This is a genomic window from Isoptericola sp. Y581, from assembly GCF_059445475.1.
The window spans coordinates 1-18,843 of record NZ_JCAIUK010000003.1 but is presented as its reverse complement, the minus strand read 5'-3'; the positions used below and the strand labels follow the sequence as shown (position 1 = coordinate 18,843).

At 72.1% G+C, this 18,843-nt stretch carries 17 protein-coding genes; 11 read left to right on the top strand and 6 right to left on the bottom strand.

Going from position 1 to position 18,843, the window contains the following annotated elements; genetic code table 11:
- The first annotated feature begins 29 nt into the window (after positions 1-29).
- On the top strand, positions 30-2,069 hold the full coding sequence (locus tag AC1C2W_RS06250) for a Stk1 family PASTA domain-containing Ser/Thr kinase (RefSeq protein WP_495412656.1): 2,040 nt from the start codon (positions 30-32) through the stop codon (positions 2,067-2,069).
- A gap of 24 nt (positions 2,070-2,093) precedes the next feature.
- On the opposite strand, the gene AC1C2W_RS06245 is transcribed toward AC1C2W_RS06250, so the two are convergent.
- Complete coding sequence (locus AC1C2W_RS06245) at positions 2,094-3,458, bottom strand: class II 3-deoxy-7-phosphoheptulonate synthase (protein ID WP_495390982.1); 1,365 nt, start codon at positions 3,456-3,458, stop codon at positions 2,094-2,096.
- Between the two features lie 37 nt (positions 3,459-3,495).
- On the bottom strand, positions 3,496-4,722 hold the full coding sequence (locus AC1C2W_RS06240) for a pyrophosphate--fructose-6-phosphate 1-phosphotransferase (RefSeq protein ID WP_495412655.1): 1,227 nt from the start codon (positions 4,720-4,722) through the stop codon (positions 3,496-3,498).
- 170 nt (positions 4,723-4,892) lie between these two features.
- On the opposite strand from AC1C2W_RS06240, the gene AC1C2W_RS06235 reads away from it, so the two are divergent.
- Positions 4,893-5,489, top strand: a complete 597-nt coding sequence (locus AC1C2W_RS06235) for a GNAT family N-acetyltransferase (RefSeq protein WP_495412654.1) — start codon at positions 4,893-4,895, stop codon at positions 5,487-5,489.
- Positions 5,490-5,522: 33 nt separating this feature from the next.
- On the opposite strand, the gene AC1C2W_RS06230 is transcribed toward AC1C2W_RS06235, so the two are convergent.
- Entirely contained in the window at positions 5,523-6,272 is a 750-nt protein-coding gene (locus AC1C2W_RS06230; RefSeq protein ID WP_495390985.1) for a lysophospholipid acyltransferase family protein, read from the bottom strand.
- Between the two features lie 140 nt (positions 6,273-6,412).
- On the opposite strand from AC1C2W_RS06230, the gene AC1C2W_RS06225 reads away from it, so the two are divergent.
- Positions 6,413-6,967, top strand: coding sequence for a hypothetical protein (locus AC1C2W_RS06225; protein WP_495390986.1), 555 nt, complete (start codon positions 6,413-6,415; stop codon positions 6,965-6,967).
- A 49-nt stretch (positions 6,968-7,016) separates the two neighbouring features.
- On the opposite strand, the gene AC1C2W_RS06220 is transcribed toward AC1C2W_RS06225, so the two are convergent.
- Positions 7,017-7,961, bottom strand: coding sequence for an ROK family glucokinase (locus AC1C2W_RS06220; protein ID WP_495412653.1), 945 nt, complete (start codon positions 7,959-7,961; stop codon positions 7,017-7,019).
- Between the two features lie 237 nt (positions 7,962-8,198).
- Here AC1C2W_RS06220 and AC1C2W_RS06215 point away from each other — a divergent pair, with 237 nt between their 5' ends.
- From AC1C2W_RS06215 to AC1C2W_RS06205, 3 genes are read left to right on the top strand one after another with little or no spacing between them, the layout of a single operon-like run.
- Entirely contained in the window at positions 8,199-10,010 is a 1,812-nt protein-coding gene (locus tag AC1C2W_RS06215) for an AMP-dependent synthetase/ligase (protein ID WP_495390988.1), read from the top strand.
- Positions 10,011-10,067: 57 nt separating this feature from the next.
- Complete coding sequence (locus AC1C2W_RS06210; RefSeq protein ID WP_495390989.1) at positions 10,068-11,810, top strand: DEDD exonuclease domain-containing protein; 1,743 nt, start codon at positions 10,068-10,070, stop codon at positions 11,808-11,810.
- A complete protein-coding gene (locus AC1C2W_RS06205) occupies positions 11,804-12,085 on the top strand; it encodes an Lrp/AsnC family transcriptional regulator (protein ID WP_495390990.1) in 282 nt (93 codons plus the stop codon). The genes AC1C2W_RS06210 and AC1C2W_RS06205 overlap by 7 nt, the downstream gene beginning before the upstream one ends.
- Positions 12,086-12,117: 32 nt before the next feature.
- Here the strand turns inward: AC1C2W_RS06205 and trpD are convergent, their stop codons facing one another.
- Positions 12,118-13,185, bottom strand: coding sequence for an anthranilate phosphoribosyltransferase (gene trpD, locus AC1C2W_RS06200; protein WP_495390991.1), 1,068 nt, complete (start codon positions 13,183-13,185; stop codon positions 12,118-12,120).
- A gap of 62 nt (positions 13,186-13,247) precedes the next feature.
- Positions 13,248-13,679 carry a response regulator gene (locus AC1C2W_RS06195; protein ID WP_495390992.1) on the bottom strand — a complete coding sequence of 144 codons (432 nt, stop codon included), beginning with the start codon at positions 13,677-13,679 and terminating at the stop codon, positions 13,248-13,250.
- A gap of 264 nt (positions 13,680-13,943) precedes the next feature.
- Here AC1C2W_RS06195 and ctaE point away from each other — a divergent pair, with 264 nt between their 5' ends.
- The 5 genes from ctaE to AC1C2W_RS06170 form a co-directional block, all read left to right on the top strand.
- Positions 13,944-14,597 (top strand): aa3-type cytochrome oxidase subunit III, encoded by a 654-nt coding sequence (ctaE, locus tag AC1C2W_RS06190; protein WP_495412652.1) that lies wholly within the window; start codon positions 13,944-13,946, stop codon positions 14,595-14,597.
- Positions 14,598-14,664: 67 nt separating this feature from the next.
- A complete protein-coding gene (gene qcrC / locus AC1C2W_RS06185) occupies positions 14,665-15,444 on the top strand; it encodes a cytochrome bc1 complex diheme cytochrome c subunit (protein WP_495390994.1) in 780 nt (259 codons plus the stop codon).
- Positions 15,441-16,493: a cytochrome bc1 complex Rieske iron-sulfur subunit gene (qcrA, locus tag AC1C2W_RS06180; protein ID WP_495390995.1), complete on the top strand. Its 1,053-nt coding sequence runs from the start codon at positions 15,441-15,443 to the stop codon at positions 16,491-16,493. The genes qcrC and qcrA overlap by 4 nt, the downstream gene beginning before the upstream one ends.
- On the top strand, positions 16,490-18,196 hold the full coding sequence (gene qcrB / locus AC1C2W_RS06175) for a cytochrome bc1 complex cytochrome b subunit (RefSeq protein ID WP_495390996.1): 1,707 nt from the start codon (positions 16,490-16,492) through the stop codon (positions 18,194-18,196). Before qcrA ends, qcrB begins: the two co-directional genes overlap by 4 nt.
- A gap of 170 nt (positions 18,197-18,366) precedes the next feature.
- Positions 18,367-18,843: superoxide dismutase (locus AC1C2W_RS06170; protein WP_495412651.1), on the top strand; the 477-nt coding region annotated here is incomplete at its 3' end.

Below are 18,843 nucleotides of genomic sequence, written 5' to 3'. Positions count from 1 at the left end.
GGCGAACAGGGCGCCCCTACACTCGTCGCGTGGCCATCACGACGACCGATCCGATGCTCGGCCGCCTGGTCGACGGGCGGTACGAGATCGTCGCGCGCGTCGCCCGCGGCGGCATGGCCACCGTGTATCGCGCCACCGACCGTCGCCTGGACCGCGAGGTCGCGATCAAGGTGATGCACCCCCACCTCGCGGACGGCGTGGACGGCGCCGCCTTCGTCTCGCGGTTCCGGCGCGAGGCGCGCGCCGCGGCCCGCCTGAGCCACCCCGGCGTCGTCGCCGTCTACGACCAGGGCGTGGACGGCGACACCAGCTACCTCGCGATGGAGTACGTGCCCGGCAGCAACTTGCGCCGGGAGCTGCACGACTCGGGCGCCCTGTCGGTGCGGCGCACGCTCGATGTCCTCGCGCAGGTGCTGGCCGCGCTCGCCGCCGCGCACCACAAGGGGCTCGTGCACCGGGACGTGAAGCCCGAGAACGTGCTCGTCGTCGGGGCCGAGCAGAGCGCCGGGCAGAACGACGGACAGAACGACGGACAGGCCGACGGTGCGCCGGCCCCCGGCGGGCGCGTGAAGGTCGCGGACTTCGGCCTCGCGCGCGCCGTCACCGAGGTCACCTCCACCGCGACCGGCACGGTCCTCGGGACCGTCGCCTACCTCGCCCCCGAGGTGATCACCAGCGGTGGCTGCGACGCCCGCACCGACGTCTACGCCGTGGGCGTGCTCGCGTACGAGCTCCTCACGGGCACGCTCCCCTACCCGGGCGAGACCCCGATCCAGGTGGCCTTCCACCACGTGCACGAGGACCTCCCCGCGCCGTCGGAGCGCGTGGACTGGCTCCCGGCGGACCTCGACGCGCTCGTCGCGTCGTTCACCGCCCGCGCCCCCCGGCTCCGGCCGACCGACGCAGGCGTCGCGCTCGACGCCGTCGAGGCCCTGCGCGCCGCCCTCGGCGTCGAGGTGCTCGACCGGCGCGCCGAGCCGCCCGCCCCGACGGGTGCGCCCGACGCCGTCGAGGCGCCGACGGCGGACGACGACCCCGCGCCGGGAGCCGACGGCACCGGCGCGGTGGACGAGATCCCCACGGCGTTCTTCCAGGAGATCTCCCCCACCGCCGGCGCGCAGCCGACGGACCGCCTCGTCGAGCAGCCCACGGAGGCCTACCGGCGGCCCGGGCCGCGCCGCCGCCGCGCCGTCGTCTGGCCCCTGGTGCTGCTGCTGGTCCTGGCCGGCGGCGGGGGCGGCACCTGGTGGTGGTTCACCGACGGGCCGGGAGCGTGGACGTCCGTGCCGACCGGCGTGGCCGGCGTGCCCGTCGAGGACGCGCAGACCGCGCTCGAGCAGGCGGGCCTGGGCACGACGACGAGCCGGGAGTTCGACGACGACGTCCCCGAGGGGTCCGTGGTGACCACCGTGCCGGCACCGGGTGAGCGGGTGCGCGACGACGGGTCGGTCGAGCTGGTCGTGTCCCGCGGGGTCCAGATGCTCACCGTGCCCGACGGGCTCGTCGGGGCCGACCGCCGGGAGGCGGCCGCAGTGCTGACGAGCGCGGGCTTCACCGTCGGTACCCCGGAGCGGGCGCACGACGACGAGGCCGAGGCCGGCGTCGTCCTCGACCTCTCCGTGGACGAGGGGTCGCGCCAGCGGCACGACATGGTCGTCGGGCTCACCGTCTCCGACGGCCCCGCCCCGGTCCAGGTGCCGCAGGAGGTGGGCAAGCCGAAGGACCAGGCCGTCGCCGACCTCGAGGGGCTGGGTCTCGTCGTGAAGACCGGCGACCCGGAGTACTCCGAGGACGTGCCGAAGGGCCACGTCCTGGCGCAGGACCCCGAGCAGGGGGCGAACGCCCACCGCACCGACACGGTGACCCTGACGATCTCGCAGGGCCCGCCCCTCGTCGAGGTGCCGAACGTGGTCGGCAAGCACACGGACGCGGCGCGCAAGGCGCTCGAGAGGGCCGGCCTCAAGGTCGAGGAGAACGCCTACCTCGGCGGCCTGCTGGACACGGTGCGCTTCCAGGACACCACCGGCAAGGCCCCCAAGGGCAGCACCGTGACGCTCACCGTGTGGTGAACCACCCGCGGGGGCACGGGCCGGTCACCAGCTCGTGAGCATCTCCGCGACGCGGAAGGCCATCTCGAGCGACTGCTGGTGGTTGAGCCGGGGGTCGACGAGCGTCTCGTACCGCAGGGCCAGGCCCGCGTCGTCGATCTCCTCGCTGCCGCCCAGCACCTCGGTGACGTCGTCGCCGGTGAGCTCCATGTGCAGCCCGCCGGGCACGGTGCCGAGCGCGCGGTGCACCTCGAAGAAGCCCGTCACCTCGTCCAGCACGTCGGAGAACCGCCGGGTCTTGTACCCGCTGTCCGACGTGATTGTGTTGCCGTGCATCGGGTCGGTCACCCAGGTCGCGGTGACGCCGGCCGCGGTGACCCCCTCGACCACCTCGGGCAGCACGTCGCGGACCCGTGCGGCGCCCATCCGGGTGACGAAGGTCAGCCGGCCGGGCACGTTGCCCGGGTTGAGCCGCCCCGCGAGGGAGATCGCGTCGTCGGGGGTCGTCGTCGGCCCGAGCTTGACGCCGATCGGGTTGGCGACGCGGGACAGGAACTCGACGTGCGCGCCGTCGAGCTGGCGGGTGCGCTCGCCGATCCACAGGAAGTGGGCCGACGTGGCGTACGCCTGCCCCGTGCGGGTGTCGACGCGCGTGAGCGCCCGCTCGTAGTCGAGGATGAGCGCCTCGTGGCTGAGGTAGAACTCGACGGTGCGCAGCGCGTCGAAGTCGGCCCCGCAGGCGTCCATGAACCGGATCGCCCGGTCGATCTCGGCCGCCGTGCGCTCGTAGCGGGAGTACGCGGGGTTGCGCATGAAGCCGCGGTTCCACTCGTGCACCCGGCGCAGGTCGGCATGGCCGCCCTGCGTGAACGCCCGCACGACGTTGGCCGTGGCGGACGAGATCCGGTACGCCTGCTCGAGGCGGCGCGGGTCCGGGGTGCGGGACTCGAGGGTGAACTCGTGGCCGTTGACCATGTCGCCGCGATAGGCGGGGAACGTGACGCCGTCCCGTGTCTCGGAGTCCGACGAGCGCGGCTTGGCATACTGCCCGGCCAGCCGGCCCATCTTCACCACGGGCGTGCTCGCCCCGTGGGTGAGCACCACCGCCATCTGCAGGATCGTGCGCATCTTGTTGCGGATCCTGGTCGCGTTCGCGTCGGCGAACGTCTCGGCGCAGTCGCCGCCCTGCAGGAGGAACGCCTCGCCGCGGCCGGCCGCGGCGAGGCGCTCCGTGAGCCGCCGCGCCTCGGCCGGCACCACCAGGGGCGCGGCCTCGGAGAGCCGGCCCGCCACCGCGGCGAGCGCCCCGGCGTCGGGCCACACGGGCTGCTGGCGCGCCTCGAGCGCCCGGAAGCGGTCGAGGCCCTCGGGGTCGCTCCCGGGCGCCACGGTGTCGACGGCGGTGGTCATGCGGGCGGCTCCTGCCTCGTTGCTGCGGGGCGCGGCGTCAGTGCGCGGCGGGCTTCGCCGGCACCCGCGACTGGCCGGTGGCGTCAAGGATCTCGCCGAACCACGGCACCGAGACGTCGAACGCCTTGCCGCCGGCGATGCGCGGGAACGCGATCGCCTTCAGCCGGTCGCCGTCCTCCTCGTCGTGGCCGATGACGCCGGCCTCGCCGCGCAGCGCGCACTCGACGGCCAGGTCGGTCATCGACTTGATGAGGCGCAGGTCCTCGGCGTTCGCGGCCGCGGCGCGCGAGTAGTAGCCCGACTTCTGCACCATGACCTTCTCGGCACCCAGCTTCTCGGCGAACTGCTTCGCGAACCACTGGCCCGGGTTGATCGTGTCGAGCTTGACGTGCCCGAACGGGTCGCGCGGCACCTCCTCGCCGGCCGCCTCGAGCTGCTCGACGATCTCGTTCATGCCCGCGCCCTCGGACAGGAAGATGTTGACGTTGCCGATCTCGTCCATCACGGCACGCAGGCGGGTCGCCTCGGCGTCGATGTCGAGCTCGAGCTCCGGCAGGAAGACGGCGTGCACGTCCCAGCGCTCCTTCGTCAGGCCGAGGGCCGGGGCCCACTCCTGCGCGTCGAGCCACTTGCGGTATTCCTTCGCGGCGGCCGCCGTGAGCCAGCCGCAGTGCCGGCCCATGACCTCATGCACGATGAGCATGCGCGGGCCGGAGCGGTGCTCGCCGATGACGTTCGCCGCGAACCCGGCGGCCTCCTCGGCCGCGGTCCACGCGCCGAGCGACTGGCGGATCGGCACGACGTCGTTGTCGATCGTCTTCGGCAGCCCCACGACGGTGAGCTCGTAGCCGTTGTCGTGGAGGTAGGCCGCGAGGTCCGCCGCCGTGGTGTTCGTGTCGTCGCCGCCGATCGTGTGCAGCACGTCGACGCCGTCGGACTTGAGCCGCTCGGCGGCGACCTCCAGCGGGTTCTCACCCTCCTGGACCAGGCCGCGCTTCACGCAATCTGCAGCGTTGGTGAGCTTGACGCGGGAATTGCCGATCGGCGAGCCGCCGAAGCGGTGCAGGATGCCGGCCTGCTGGCGACCTTCCTCGTCGATGACGATCTTCGTGCCCGTCAGCAGGCCGTGGTAGCCGTATTGGTAGGCGATGATCTCGATCGACGGATCGAGCTCCGTGTAGCGCTCGATGAGGCCGCCGACAGCGGAGGACAGGCAGGGCGCGAAGCCGCCGGCGGTCAGGAGCGCCACGCGACGAACCGACATGACAGGTGCTACCTCTCGGTGGGGGACGAACAGCATGCCCATCCTAGGAGCACCGGGTCCCGCGGCGGGGCGACCGTCCGCCGGACGACCCGGCGGCGGCGCCACGGCCTGTCGCGTGCGATGATGTCTGAGAGCCTCCCCGCCTGTCCGGCGTCGGGAGGCTCTTGCGTATGACGAACTCTCGACCCGTGCCCCTGGCCGCCCCCGACGCCGCCCTCGACTCCCCCGCGCCCGATGCCCCAGCCCCCTTCGGCCCGATTCGTGTCCGCCACGCGACGGCGGCCGACGGCGACGTCCTCGAGCGGCTGTGGCTGATGTTCCGCCACGACCTGTCCGACGTCACCGGCGAGCTGCCGAGGGTCGACGGCCGCTTCCGCGACGAGCGGCTCCGCACCGCGCTCGACGACGGCCGCGCCGCCGGCTGGAGCGCGCACCTGGCCGAGTCCCGCGACGGCCGGCCGGTGGCGTTCGCGCTGGTCCGCGGGCACGACGGCAGATCCGACAGCGGCGCCCGCGTGCTCTCCGCGTTCTTCGTGGTGCGGGCGGCACGACGCCACCGCGTGGGACGACAGTTCGCCGGCGACGTGCTCCGGACGGTGCCCGGCCCGTGGGAGATCGCGTACCAGGACGCCAACGCCCCCGCCGCGGCGTTCTGGCCACGGGTCGCGACCGACGTCGCGGGCGAGCGCTGGTCGCTCGAGCACCGCGCCGTCCCGGGCCGCCCGAAGCTGCCGCCCGACGCGTGGCTCCGGCTCACCGTCAGCTGAGGAGCCCGCCGCCGCAGGGGCCGGCGGCCTCCGTCAGGCCTCTGGGGCCGGCTGTGTGGGCGGCTGCTCGGGCGGCTGCTTCGGCGGCTCCGGGTACTGCGCCGCCGCGGCGAGGCGCGCCTTCATCGTGGCGGCGTACATGTCGACGTACTCCTGCTCGCTGAGCCGCAGGATCGCGTACATGATCTCGTCGGTCACGGACCGCAGCACGAACCGGTCGCCCTCCATCCCGCGGTACCGGCTGAAGTCGAGCGGCTCCCCGAAGACGATGCCGATCGGCATCGGTCGCGGGATCGCCCGGCCCAGCGGCTGGGCCACGTCCGTGCCCACCATCGCCACGGGGATCACGGGCGCTCCCGACTCGAGCGCCAGCCGGGCGACGCCGGTCTTGCCGCGGTAGAGCCGCCCGTCGGGGCTGCGCGTGCCCTCCGGGTAGATGCCGAACAGGTCGCCCTCGTCCAGCACCCGCAGCCCCGTGCGCAGGGCCGCCTCGCTCGCCTTGCCACCCGCACGGTCGACGGGGATCGTGCCGACGCCGCGCATGAACCCGGCCACGACCCGGCCGCGGACGCCGCCGCCGGTGAAGTAGTCCGACTTGCCCAGGAACTGGACCTGGCGGTCCAGCACCAGCGGGAGCACGAACGAGTCGATGACGGCGAGGTGGTTGCTCGCCAGGATCGCCGGACCCGAGGACGGGATGTTCTCGACGCCCTTCGTCCAGGGGCGGAACGCCAGCCGGAGCCACGGCCCTACCAGCACGTTCTTCATCACCCAGTAGAACAACGGTCCTCCTCGCCCATCGTCGGCCCATCGTCGGCCCATCTCAGCAGCGCCCCGGTCTGCGGTCCGCCCGCGAAGGTCCGTGGCGCGGGCGAGCGTCGCCGCCGGTCACGAAGCATCGCCCACGACAATAGAGTGAACCCATGCCCGCACCGAACCCGGACGCCGAACCGGACCTGCCGGACGACGACCTGCCGGACGACGCCGTCGAGGCGCGCTGGGCGGACATCGTCGCGCAGCTCGGCTCGCTGGACGGGCCCTCGGCACGGGACGACGCCACGGGCGAGGCCACCACCACGGCGTTCGGCGCCGACGGTTCGGTCGCCGACGGTTCGGTCGACGCCTCGGACCAGCGCTCGAGCACCGCGCCGCCCGCCGTGGGGACCGGCCCACGAGACTGGCCCACCACGCCCGAGGTCGAGGCCCTGGATGAAACGGAGTCTCATTTCACGCCGCCGGAGCCCGAGCCGGTGCTCTCCCGCGACCCCGTGTTGACCCTCGCGTGGGCCCTCGTGATCGGGATCCCGCTGCTCACGGTGGTGTCCGTCGTCGTGCGCGCCGCGGTACCCGGGCTCCTCCTGCCCGCCTGGTCAGGGCCGGTGGCCGGCGGGCTCTTCCTCGCCGGGCTCGGGGTGCTGCTCTGGCGTATGCCGCACCGCCGCGACCCCGACGACCACGGCACGGGGGCCGTCGTCTGACCCGTCCCTGACGGCCGGCGCGGCGTCCGGCACCACGACCGGACGCGGATCAGCTGCGTGCGAGTTCCGCGGCGCCGATGATGCCGGCCTCGTTGCCGTGCTCGGCCAGCTCGATCTGGGCCACCGGGCGGTGCCCCAGCGCGGAGAGCTGCGCCTCGTACGCCTTGCGCATGGGGAGCAGGAGGTGGTCCCCCGCCGCGCCCACGCCGCCGCCGATCACGAAGAGCTCCGGGTCGAGCAGGGCGGCGACAGACGCCGACCCCTCGCCGATCCACCGGCCCAGCGTGGCGAGCAGCTCGAGCGCGAGCCCGTCGCCGTCCTGCGCCGCCTGCGTGACGTGCGGCCCCTCGATGTCGTCGACATCGCCGCCGGCGAGCTCCAGCAGCCGGGCGGCGCGCACCGGCTGGGCGATCGCGGCCTGCTTGGCGTCCCGCACGAGCGCCGTGCCCGACGCGTACTGCTCCCAGCAGCCCTCGTGCCCACAGCCGCAGTAGTGCCCGCCGGGCACCACGCGCATGTGCCCGACCTCGGCGGCCACGCCCCACTTGCCGCGCACCAGCTCGCGGTCCACGACGATCGCGCCGCCGAGCCCGGTGCCCACCGTGAGCATGAGCATGTCGGTCGCGTCGCGGGCCGCGCCGAACCGGAACTCGGCCCAGCCGGCGGCGTTGGCGTCGTTCTCCACCACGACCGGGACGTCGAGGTCGAGGAGCCCCTCGATCCGCTCGGCGAGCGGGTACTCGCGCCACGCGATGTTCGGGGCGAAGAGCACCGAACGGCGGTCGGGGCTGACGAAGCCGGCCGCGGCGAGGCCGATGGCGCCGACCTCGTGCTCCTTGGCCAGCTCGGCGCACGCGTCGGCGATCGCGTGGTCGATGCTCGCGACGTCGTCTGCGACGGTCTCGCGCCGGACCTTCGCCAGGATCCTGCCCGCCTCGTCCACCACGCCGACGGCGATCTTGGTGCCGCCGATGTCGACTCCGATGGCGTGCATGCAGGAACCTCGCGTTCTGTGTCAGGACGCCCCGTCCGCACGGCGCATCTCCCCGGTCGCCCTCGCAGGACGGGAGCGCGCGGTGCGCGCATGGACCAGAATAGCCATCAGGACCATGGAGGTGCGACGCGCGACCGTCACCGAACCGTGTCCCAGATCTCTCCTGAGACCCGGTATCGTGACGGCCGGGGAACGAGCCCCTTGGCCAATGCACTGAGCATGGACGATGGAGTCAGCATGGACGAGATCACCACCCCGCAGGCGGTCGAGCTGCCTGCGACGTCGAACCTCAACGATCTCCTCGCCACCCGCGTGGCGAGGGACCCGCGTGCCGCCCTTGCCGAGCGCCCCGCCGGCGACGGCTGGGAGACGGTCTCCGGGGCCCAGTTCGACGCCGAGGTGGTGGCCGTCGCGAAGGGCCTCGTGGCGAAGGGCGTGCAGCCGAGCGACCCGGTCGGGATCATGGCACACACGAGCTATGAGTGGACGCTGCTCGACTTCGCGGCGTGGGCGGCCGGCGCCGTGCCCGTGCCGATCTACGAGACGTCCGCCGCCGAGCAGGTGGAGTGGATCCTCACCGACTCGGCGATCACGGTCCTCGTCGTCGAGGACTCCGGCCTGGCTGCGACGGTCGCCGAGGTCTCCGACCGTGCCCCGGCGCTGCGGGAGGTGCTCAGGCTCGACGACGGGGCCATCGCCGCCCTGACCGCCGCCGGTGCGGAGGTCCCCGACGAGGAGATCGCGCGCCGCCGCGGCCTGGCGGACCTCGCCGACGTGGCGACGCTCATCTACACCTCGGGCACCACCGGCACCCCCAAGGGCGCCGAGATCACCCACGGCAACCTCGCCCTGCTCGCGGTCAACGGCGTCGCGGCGGCCCCCGAGGTCTTCAAGGACGGCGGGCGCACCCTGCTCTTCCTCCCCCTGGCCCACGTCTTCGCCCGGTACATCGAGATCCTCGCGATCGCGAGCGGCACCGTGCTTGGCCACTGGTCCGACCTCAAGACCGTCACCGCGGGACTCGGCGCGTTCCGCCCGACGTACATCCTCGCGGTGCCGCGCGTCTTCGAGAAGATCTACAACGCCGCCGAGCAGAGCGCCGCCTCCGGCGGCAAGCTGAAGATCTTCCACTGGGCGGCCGCGACGGCGATCGCCTACTCCCGCGCCCTGGACACCGCGGGCGGGCCGTCGCCCTGGCTGCGGCTGCAGCACAAGGTCGCGGACGCCCTCGTGTACACCAAGCTGCGTGCCGTGCTGGGCGGGCAGGCGCAGTACGCCGTCTCAGGCGGCGGCCCCCTGGGCGAACGTCTCGGCCATTTCTTCCGCGGGCTCGGCCTCACGATCCTCGAGGGCTACGGCCTTACCGAGTCCACGGCCCCCACCAGCGTGAACCGCCCCCAGGCCACCAAGATCGGGTCGGTCGGCCTCCAGCTGCCCGGGTGCAGCGCGAAGATCGCCGCGGACGGCGAGGTGCTGCTGCGCGGGCTCCAGGTCTTCCGCGGCTACCACAACAACCACGAGGCCACCACGGAGGCCTTCGAGGAAGGTTGGTTCCGCACCGGCGACCTCGGCGCCCTCGACGACGACGGGTTCCTCACCATCACGGGTCGTAAGAAGGAGATCATCGTGACGGCGGGCGGCAAGAACGTCGCACCGGCGATGCTCGAGGACCGCATCCGTGCGCACGCCCTGGTGAGCCAGTGCGTGGTCGTCGGCGACAACCGCCCGTTCATCGGTGCCCTGATCACCCTCGACGCCGAGGGCCTGCCCGGCTGGCTCAAGATGCACGGCAAGCCGGAGCTGACGCCCGATCAGGCGGCCACCGACCCGGACGTGCTCGCGGCGATCGACGCGGCCGTCACCCGGGCCAACCAGGCCGTGTCGAAGGCGGAGTCGATCCGCAAGTTCGCGGTGCTGCCGGGCGACCTCACGGTCGAGAACGGCTACCTCACGCCCAAGCAGAGCGTCCGCCGGCACATCTTCGTCAAGGACTTCGCGGCCGAGATCGACGATCTCTACGTGGACACCCGGCAGAAGTCCGCGAGCTGACCGAGCGCTGGTTGAGCGTTCTCGTCGTTGTCGTACCCCGTGACTAGGTTGCGGGACATGCCGAGCACCACCTCCGTCCAGCCGTCCTTCGAGGACCTCGGCACCCCGCTGCGGGACGTCACGTTCGTCGTCGTCGACCTCGAGACCACGGGCGGCCGGACGGCGGACGGCGGCATCACCGAGATCGGCGCGGTGAAGGTCCGCGGTGGCGAGGTGCTCGGCGAGCTGCAGTCGCTCGTGAACCCCGGCCACGCGGTCCCGGCGTTCGTCGCCCGCCTCACCGGCATCACGACCTCGATGGTGGCCACGGCCCCGTCGATCGAGCTCGTGCTCCCGAGCTTCCTCGAGTTCGCCCGGGACGCCGTGCTGGTGGCGCACAACGCGCCGTTCGACGTCGGCTTCCTCCGGGCCGCATGCGAACGCCTGGGGTACGAGTGGCCCGGGTTCCGCGTGGTCGACACCGTCCCGCTGGCGCGACGGGTCGTCACGCGGGAGGAGGCCCGGAACCACAAGCTGTCGACCCTGGCGGCGCTCTTCCGCGCCCGGGTCACACCCGACCACCGCGCGCTCGCCGACGCCCGCGCAACGGTCGACGTGCTCCACGCCCTGTTCGAGCGGCTGGCGCCCCTGGGCATCACGCACCTGGAGGACCTCGCCACCGCGGCCGACCCGGTGCCCCCGGACGTGCGGCGCAAGCGCACCCTCGCCGACGGGCTCCCCGAGGCGCCCGGCGTCTACCTGTTCCGCGGGCCAGGCGACGAGGTGCTGTACGTCGGCACCTCGACGAACCTCCGCAAGCGCGTGCGGTCGTACTTCACCGCCGCCGAGAAGCGCGGCCGCATCACCGAGATGGTACGGATCGCCCACGCCGTCACGCCGGTCGTGTGCGCCACGCCGCTCGAGGCCCAGGTGCGCGAGCTGCGCCTCATCGCCGAGCACGCGCCGCGCTACAACCGACGTTCCAAGCATCCCGAGCGCCAGTCCTGGGTCCGCCTCACCGACGAGGCCTACCCGCGGCTGTCCGTCGTGCGCGACGTGCGCGCCGGCACGCCGCACATCGGCCCGTACCCGTCACGACAGGCCGCACTCGCCGCGGTCGAGGCGCTGCACGACGCACTCCCGCTGCGGCAGTGCACCGCCCGCCTGCCTCGGGTGACGCGGACCGCCGGCAGCCCGTGCGCGCTGGCGGGGATGGGGCGGTGCTCGGCGCCCTGCGTCGCCACGGAGGACGCGGACACGTCGTACGACGACGTCGCGGCCATGGCCCGCTCGGCGCTGACGTCGGACCCCTCCGTCGTCGTCGACGCCCTCGCGGCGCGGGTCGGCCGGCTCGCGGCGCAGGAGCGGTTCGAGGAGGCCGGGCGGGTGACGCATCGGCTCCGCGCCTTCGTGCAGGGCGCGGCGCGCGCCCAGCGCCTCGACCCGGTCGCGCGGTGCGCCGAGCTGGTCGCGGCGCTCCCCACGGCCGCGGGCGGGTGGGAGCTCGTCGTCGTGAAGCACGCACGCCTGGCAGCGACGGCGGTCACCGGGCCGGACGAGGACCCCCTGCCCGTGGTCGACGCGCTGCGGGCGACGGCGGAGGACGTGCCCCCGGCGGTGCCCCCGGCGCCGGCCTGCCACCCTGAGGAGGCGGCGCTCGTGATCGCGTGGCTCGAGCAGCCCGGCGTACGCCTCGTGCACGTGAGCGGCCCGTGGACGTGCCCGGTGCGCTCGGCCGCCGCGCACGTCGACCTCTCGACGGTCTCGTCGACTGTCGCAGGCACGGTCGCGGGCAGCGTGGCTACGATGACCGCATGCTGACCGCGATCGTGCTCATCGACACCGAGGCCGACCAGATCCCCGAGGTCGCCACCCAGGTCACCGACCTCAAGGGGATCAGCGAGGTCTACTCCGTCACCGGCAAGGCCGACCTGGTCGCCATGGTGCGGGTGCGCGAGCACGAGGAGCTGGCCGACGTCATCGCCGACGGGATCAGCAAGATCCCCGGCGTGGTCCACACCGAGACGCTCATCGCCTTCCGCACCTACTCCCACGTGGACCTCGAGCAGGCGTTCGCCCTCGGCCTCGACGACTGACCTCGACGCCCGGCACGGACGACCGGCACCTGTCAGGCCCGCGTCGCGGCCACCCAGCGCTCCAGCACCTCCGCCGCGGCGCCGTCGTCCACGCTGCGGGCCGCGTGCCCGAGTCCAGCGGCGAGCCGCTCCGCGAGCGACCCCGACGCCGTCCCCGGCAGGCTCCCGTCCGCCACGACCGCGGCCGCGGCGTTGAGCAGCACGGTCTCCCGCACCGCCCCTTGGTCCGTGCCGTCGAGCACGGCGCGCGCCACGCCCGCGTTGTGCTCCGCGTCGGCCCCCCGCAGGTCGGCCACCTCGATCCGGCGCAGCCCGAGCTCCTCCGCCGCGTCGAGCCGCTCCTCACGCACCCGGCCCTCGCGCACCTCCCACACGGTGGCGCCGCCGGTGGCGGCGAGCTCGTCGAGCCCGTCGTCGCCGCGGAACACCAGTGCGTCGATACCCCGCGCCGCGAACACCCCCGCCATCAGGGGGGCCATCCGCGCGTCCGCGCACCCCACGGCCGTCGACCCGGGCTGCGCCGGGTTGGTGAGCGGGCCGAGGAAGTTGAAGGCGGTCGCGATCGCGAGGTCGCGCCGCGCCACCGCGGCGTGCCGCATCGAGGGGTGGAAGAGCCCCGCGAAGCAGAAGGTGATGCCCACCTCACGGGCCAGGGCCGCGACCCGTCCCGGTTCCTGGTCCAGCCGGACCCCCAGCGCCTCGAGCACGTCGGCCGAGCCGGACGAGGAGGACGCGGCCCGGTTGCCGTGCTTGACGACCCGCAGGCCGGTCCCCGCGAGAACGACCGCGGCCATGGTCGACACGTTCACCGTGCGGTGACGGTCGCCACCCGTCCCGACGATGTCCACCGTCCGGCCGGGGACCTCGATCCGCGTGGCGTGCGCGAGCATCGCGTCCGCCAGCCCGGTCAGCTCCGCGGCGGTCTCCCCCTTGGCCCGCAGCCCGACGAGGAAGCCCGCGAGCCGGGTCGGCGGCACCTCGCCCGACATCACCTCGTCCATGGCCCACGCCGTCTCCCGGGAGGTCAGGTCGCGCCCGCCGACCAGCTCGGTGAGGATGCCGGGCCAGGTGGGTTCGGAGGCCGGGTCGGTGGTGGCCACGGTGGTCCCTTCGGTCGGTGCCGAGCACCCGCCGACGGGGACGTGTCGCCCCGGTCGGCGGGTCAGGCGGCTGCGGTCAGGAGGCCGGCCACGGTGCGCTGCAGCTCGATGGCGTCGAGCGGCCGTGCCACCACGGCGTCGGCGAGCGACCACGATGCTAGCCACCCGTCGTCCGGCCTGCCGGTGAGGACCACGACGGGCGGGCAGCGGTACACCTCGTTCTTGAGCTGCCGGCACAGACCCATGCCGCCGGCCTTGTCCGTCTCGCCGTCGAGCACCAGCAGGTCCCAGCCTCCGCGGTCCGCCGCGGCGACGAGCGCGGCGGCCGTCGCGACCTCGGCCCACGCGATCTCGGGTGCGTGGGCCCGCAGCCGCGGGCCGACGGCGGTCCGCACCTGCTCGCGGACCGTCCGGTCATCGCTGTACAGCAGCACCCGCGGGTTCCTGCCCCCCGGGGCCGGGCTGGTCGGGCGCTGGGTCGTCTGTTCCGTCATCGAGGCTTCCCTTCAAGGACGTGCACGGCTTCGGGCACGGACAGGACGCCCGTTGCGACCGCGCGGCCCTCGGACGTCGATGTTTGCTGGCATCGTGGCACACCTGCGTCACCTCGGTCAGCCGCCAAACGTGGTCTTTTACTGGCACTCTCCCTGAATGCGTCATCTCGTAGCGGCAGAGTGGCGAGTTTCCGCAGATCCTGTGGACATGGTGTTCGGGAAGCGCCCGCCCGAGTGGCTCGAAGCGGCGCTATATCGGCCATAATGGCTCACGTGTCGACCGCAACGGCTGCTGCCCCCCATGCCCACCAGCACGTGAGCGTCAACCGTCCGAACCCCGTGTCGGTCGGGACGATCGTCTGGCTCGCGAGCGAGCTGATGTTCTTCGCGGGCCTCTTCGCGATGTATTTCACCGTGCGCTCGGTGATGCCCGAGGCCGAGTGGGCCGCCGAGGCCGAAAAGCTCACCGTCGTCCTCTCCGCGATCAACACCACTGTGCTGGTGCTGTCTTCGGTGACGTGCCAGATGGGTGTGTGGGCCGCCGAGCGGTTCAAGCCGGCGCGCACCGGTTCCATCCTGCAGGTCAACCGGTGGGGCATGAACGAGTGGATGACGCTCACCTACCTGATGGGCGCCTTCTTCATCGGCGGCCAGATCTTCGAGTACACCGAGCTCGTGCACAACGGCCTGACGATCTCCTCGAGCGCCTACGGGTCGGTCTTCTACCTGACCACCGGCTTCCACGGTCTGCACGTCCTGGGCGGGCTCTTCGCCTTCCTGTTCCTGCTGGGCCGTTCGTTCGCCGCCCGAAACTTCGGCCACCACGAGGCGACCACCGCGATCGTCACGTCCTACTACTGGCACTTCGTCGACGTGGTGTGGATCGCGCTCTTCGCGGTCATCTACCTGTTGCAATGAACCCCCAGCCGGCGTCGGAGCCGGCCTCAGACCCTGCACCTTCGATCTGCGAGACGAGGATCATTTCGTGAAGGCACTCGCCGCCCGCAGGCACCACCGGCTGGCCCCGGTCGTGCTGCTGCTGCTGGCGCTGCTGGTCACGGGCGGCGTCTACGCCGCCCTGGCCCCGAGCCCTGCCCAGGCCGACACCGCCAGCACCGCGGATATCGAGACCGGGAAGAAGCTCTTCCAGGCCAACTGCGCCACCTGCCACGGCAAGAACGCCGAGGGCACCTCCCAGGCTCCCTCGCTGATCGGCGTGGGCGCGGCCGCGGTCGACTTCCAGGTCTCCACGGGCCGTATGCCCATGCAGATGGACGGCCCCCAGGCCGAGGCCAAGCCCCCGCAGATGAATGAGGAGCAGACCGCCGCGCTCGCCGCGTACGTCGCGTCCCTCGGCGCCGGGCCGGCCATCCCCACCGACGTGCAGGTCGACGGGAGCCTGGGTGACCCCGCCAACGGTATGGCCCTGTTCCGCACCAACTGCGCGATGTGCCACAACGCCGTCGGCGCCGGCGGTGCCCTCTCGGAGGGCAAGTTCGCGCCGCCGTTGTTCGACACGTCGAGCCGCAACGTCTTCCAGGCCATGCTCACCGGCCCGCAGTCGATGCCGGTGTTCAACGACGCCAACATCGCCCCCGACGAGAAGCGCGACATCATCGCGTTCCTCGACGTGCAGGACGAGGGCTCGGCCGGCGGCCTCGCCCTCGGTTCGCTCGGCCCTGTCAGTGAGGGCCTGTGGGCCTGGATCATCGGCATCGGGCTGATCATCGGCGCCGCGGTGTGGATCGGAGCAAAGTCCTCGTGAGCGAGAACCAGAACCCCCAGGGCCCGTCCCAGGACGTGACCCAGCACGACGGCAACGGGACGGTCGCGCAGACCGACCACTTCGCCGACCCCGGGGTCCCCCCGCACAAGCACCGCCTGGCGGACATCGACCCCAAGGCCGCGAAGCGCAGCGAACGGATCGTCGTCCTGCTGTTCGCGATCTCCTGCCTCGGCACCATCGCCTCACTGGTCGCCTACTTCGCCGTGCGGCCGGACGGCACCACGCCCGGCGTGCGCACCTCGACCGTGCTGCTCGGCGTCGCCCTCGCCGTCTCCCTGTTCGGCATCGGCTTTGCAGCCGTGCACTGGGCCAAGACGCTGATGTCCAGCAAGGAGTACGTCGAGGAGCGGCACCCGAGCAGCAGCTCGGACGAGGTCCGCGGGGTCGTCGCCACCCAGTTCAAGGACGGGCTCGAGGACTCCGGGATCGCCCGGCGCCCCATGCTCAAGGGCGCGGTCGTGTCCGCGCTCGCCCTGTTCCCGCTGACCATCGCCGTGCCGCTCGTCTCGAGCGTCGGCGGCAACTGGGACGTCGGCAGCTTCCGGTACACGATCTGGAAGAACGGCCGCCGGCTCGCCTACGACCCGTCCGGCCGCCCGATCAAGGCCTCCGACCTCACCGTCGGCTCCGTGGCGCAGGTCATGCCCGACGTGTCCGCCGAGGAGCGCGAGTCGCACGAGTGGATCACCGAGAAGGCCAAGGCCATCGTGCTGCTCGTGCGCCTCGACCCGCGCGACCTCAAGCGCGACCAGCGCGAGGGCGCGTCGTACGACGGGATCGTCGCCTACTCGAAGGTCTGCACCCACGTCGGGTGCCCGGTCGCCCTCTACGAACAGCAGACGCACCACCTGCTGTGCCCGTGCCACCAGTCGACGTTCGACGTCGCGGACGGTGCGAAGGTGGTCTTCGGTCCGGCCAAGCGCCCACTGCCGCAGCTGCCCATCACCGTCGACGACGAGGGGTATCTTGTAGCTGAGGACGACTTCAACGAGCCCATCGGTCCGAGCTACTGGGAGCGCCTGAAGTGAGCACGACGACCACTCCCCCCACTGCAGCGGCGGAGCCGACGACCGCGATCGGCAAGACCGCCGACTTCCTCGACCAGCGGACCAAGATCGGCGTGCTCGCGAAGCAGCTCGTCCGCAAGGTCTTCCCCGATCACTGGTCCTTCATGCTCGGCGAGATCGCGCTGTTCTCGTTCGTCGTGCTGCTCATCTCCGGCGTCTTCCTGGCGATGTTCTTCGACCCGTCGATGGCGCTGACCACGTACCACGGTCCGCCGGTCACCATGGACGGCCAGCTGATGTCCGTGGCTTTCTCGTCGACGCTCGACATGTCGTTCGAGGTGCGCGGTGGCCTGCTGATGCGGCAGATCCACCACTGGTCGGCGCTGATCTTCGTCGCCGGCATCGTGGTGCACATGATGCGCGTGTTCTTCACCGGCGCGTTCCGCAAGCCGCGCGAGCTGAACTGGCTCGTGGGCACCACGCTGCTGATCCTGAGCCTCCTCGCCGGCTTCTCCGGCTACTCGCTGCCGGACGACGTGCTCTCCGGCAACGGCCTGCGCATCACCGACGGCGTCATCAAGTCGATCCCGATCATCGGGTCGTACCTGTCGTACTTCGTCTTCGGCGGCGAGTTCCCGGGCGAGCACATCATTCCGCGCCTGTTCACGGTGCACATCCTGCTGGTGCCTGCGTTGATCCTGGCGCTCATCGGCGTGCACCTGTTCCTCATGGTGCTGAACAAGCACACCCAGTACCCGGGCGGCGGCCGCACCGACAACAACGTCGTCGGCTACCCCGCGGTCCCGGCGTTCGCCACGAAGATGGGCGGCAACTTCTTCATCATCTTCGGCGTGCTGGCCCTGATGGGCGGCACGATGGCGATCAACAACGTCTGGAACTACGGGCCGTACGACCCCTCCCCCGTCTCAGCAGGCGCTCAACCTGACTGGTACATGCTGTTCCTCGAGGGATCGCTGCGCCTCATGCCAGGTCAGGCCGAGATCGTCACGTGGGGCGACTACACGCTCTCGCTGAACATCCTCGTCCCGGCGGTCATCATCCCGGGCCTGTTGTTCACGTTCCTGTTCGTGTATCCCTTCGTGGAGGCGAAGGTGACCGGCGACCACCGCGAGCACCACGTGCTCGACCGGCCCCGCAACGTGCCCACCCGCACCGGCCTCGGCGTCGCGTTCCTCACGGCGTTCGTCATCCTGGCGCTCGCCGGCTCGAACGACCTGATCGCCACGCAGTTCTCCCTGTCGATCAACACGATCACCTGGGTCTTCCGCGTGCTGTTCTTCGTCGGCCCGGTCTTCGCCTTCTGGATCACGAAGCGGATCTGCATCGGCCTGCAGCGCAAGGATCGCGAGCTCGTGCTGCACGGTCACGAGACGGGTCGCATCGTGAGGTTCGCGAACGGCGAGTACATCGAGGTCCACCGCCCGCTCGACGACCAGGAGCGCTGGCTCCGTGTGAACTACGACCCGCACCGCCCGCTAGAGATCGAGCCTGCGACGGACGCTCGTGGCGTCAAGCGCAAGGGCTACAAGGAGGACCGGCGCTGGCAGAAGCTGTCGCGGTTCTTCTACGAGGACCGAGTGGAGCCGGTGACCCCGGCCGAGCTGGCCGCGGCGCATGCGCACGGCGAGCACGACGAGCTCGAGCCGGCCCACGACACCCCCGAGCTGGTCTCGGGGTCTGGAACCGTCGAGCGGGAGCACTGAGTCTCCTGCAGGCTGGAACGGTGGCCCGCGCACCTCTTTCCCGATCGCTCGGGGTGGTGCGCGGGCCGTCGTCATCCCCGGCCGGTGAGCCCGACCGGTCGTCCAGCGCTCGACGACGTCCCACCGCACGCCGGCTACGACGTGCGGCAAGCAACCGGAGGTAACTCAGCATGGCTGTCTACACGCTTCCTGACCTGCCCTACGACTACAGCGCCCTGGAGCCGCACATCAGCGGCAAGATCATGGAGCTGCACCACGACAAGCACCACGCCGCCTACGTGGCCGGCGCCAACACGGCCCTGGACAAGCTCGCCGAGGCCCGCGAGTCCGGCGACCTCGCCGCCGTGAACCTGCACGAGAAGAACCTCGCGTTCAACCTCGGCGGCCACACCAACCACACCGTGTTCTGGAACAACCTCTCCCCCACCGGCGGCGGAGAGCCCGACGGCGAGCTCGCCGCGGCCATCACCGACCAGTTCGGCTCCTTCGCCGCGTTCCAGGCCCACTTCACCGCCACCGCCACCGGCATCCAGGGCTCCGGCTGGTCCGTGCTCGGCTGGGACTCCATCGGCTCCCGCCTCGCGATCTTCCAGCTCTTCGACCAGCAGGCCAACGTGCCCGTCGGCATCACGCCCCTGCTCATGCTC

What these genes read in the sequence shown, in the direction of transcription:
- AC1C2W_RS06245 (WP_495390982.1), bottom strand. Translation starts at nt 3,458, where the DNA reads ATGACCACCGCCGTCGACACCGTGGCGCCCGGGAGCGACCCCGAGGGC.
- AC1C2W_RS06240 (WP_495412655.1), bottom strand. Translation starts at nt 4,722, where the DNA reads ATGTCGGTTCGTCGCGTGGCGCTCCTGACCGCCGGCGGCTTCGCGCCC.
- AC1C2W_RS06235 (WP_495412654.1), top strand. Translation starts at nt 4,893, where the DNA reads ATGACGAACTCTCGACCCGTGCCCCTGGCCGCCCCCGACGCCGCCCTC.
- AC1C2W_RS06225 (WP_495390986.1), top strand. Translation starts at nt 6,413, where the DNA reads ATGCCCGCACCGAACCCGGACGCCGAACCGGACCTGCCGGACGACGAC.
- AC1C2W_RS06220 (WP_495412653.1), bottom strand. Translation starts at nt 7,961, where the DNA reads ATGCACGCCATCGGAGTCGACATCGGCGGCACCAAGATCGCCGTCGGC.
- AC1C2W_RS06215 (WP_495390988.1), top strand. Translation starts at nt 8,199, where the DNA reads ATGGACGAGATCACCACCCCGCAGGCGGTCGAGCTGCCTGCGACGTCG.
- AC1C2W_RS06210 (WP_495390989.1), top strand. Translation starts at nt 10,068, where the DNA reads ATGCCGAGCACCACCTCCGTCCAGCCGTCCTTCGAGGACCTCGGCACC.
- AC1C2W_RS06205 (WP_495390990.1), top strand. Translation starts at nt 11,804, where the DNA reads ATGCTGACCGCGATCGTGCTCATCGACACCGAGGCCGACCAGATCCCC.
- AC1C2W_RS06195 (WP_495390992.1), bottom strand. Translation starts at nt 13,679, where the DNA reads ATGACGGAACAGACGACCCAGCGCCCGACCAGCCCGGCCCCGGGGGGC.
- ctaE (WP_495412652.1), top strand. Translation starts at nt 13,944, where the DNA reads ATGGCTCACGTGTCGACCGCAACGGCTGCTGCCCCCCATGCCCACCAG.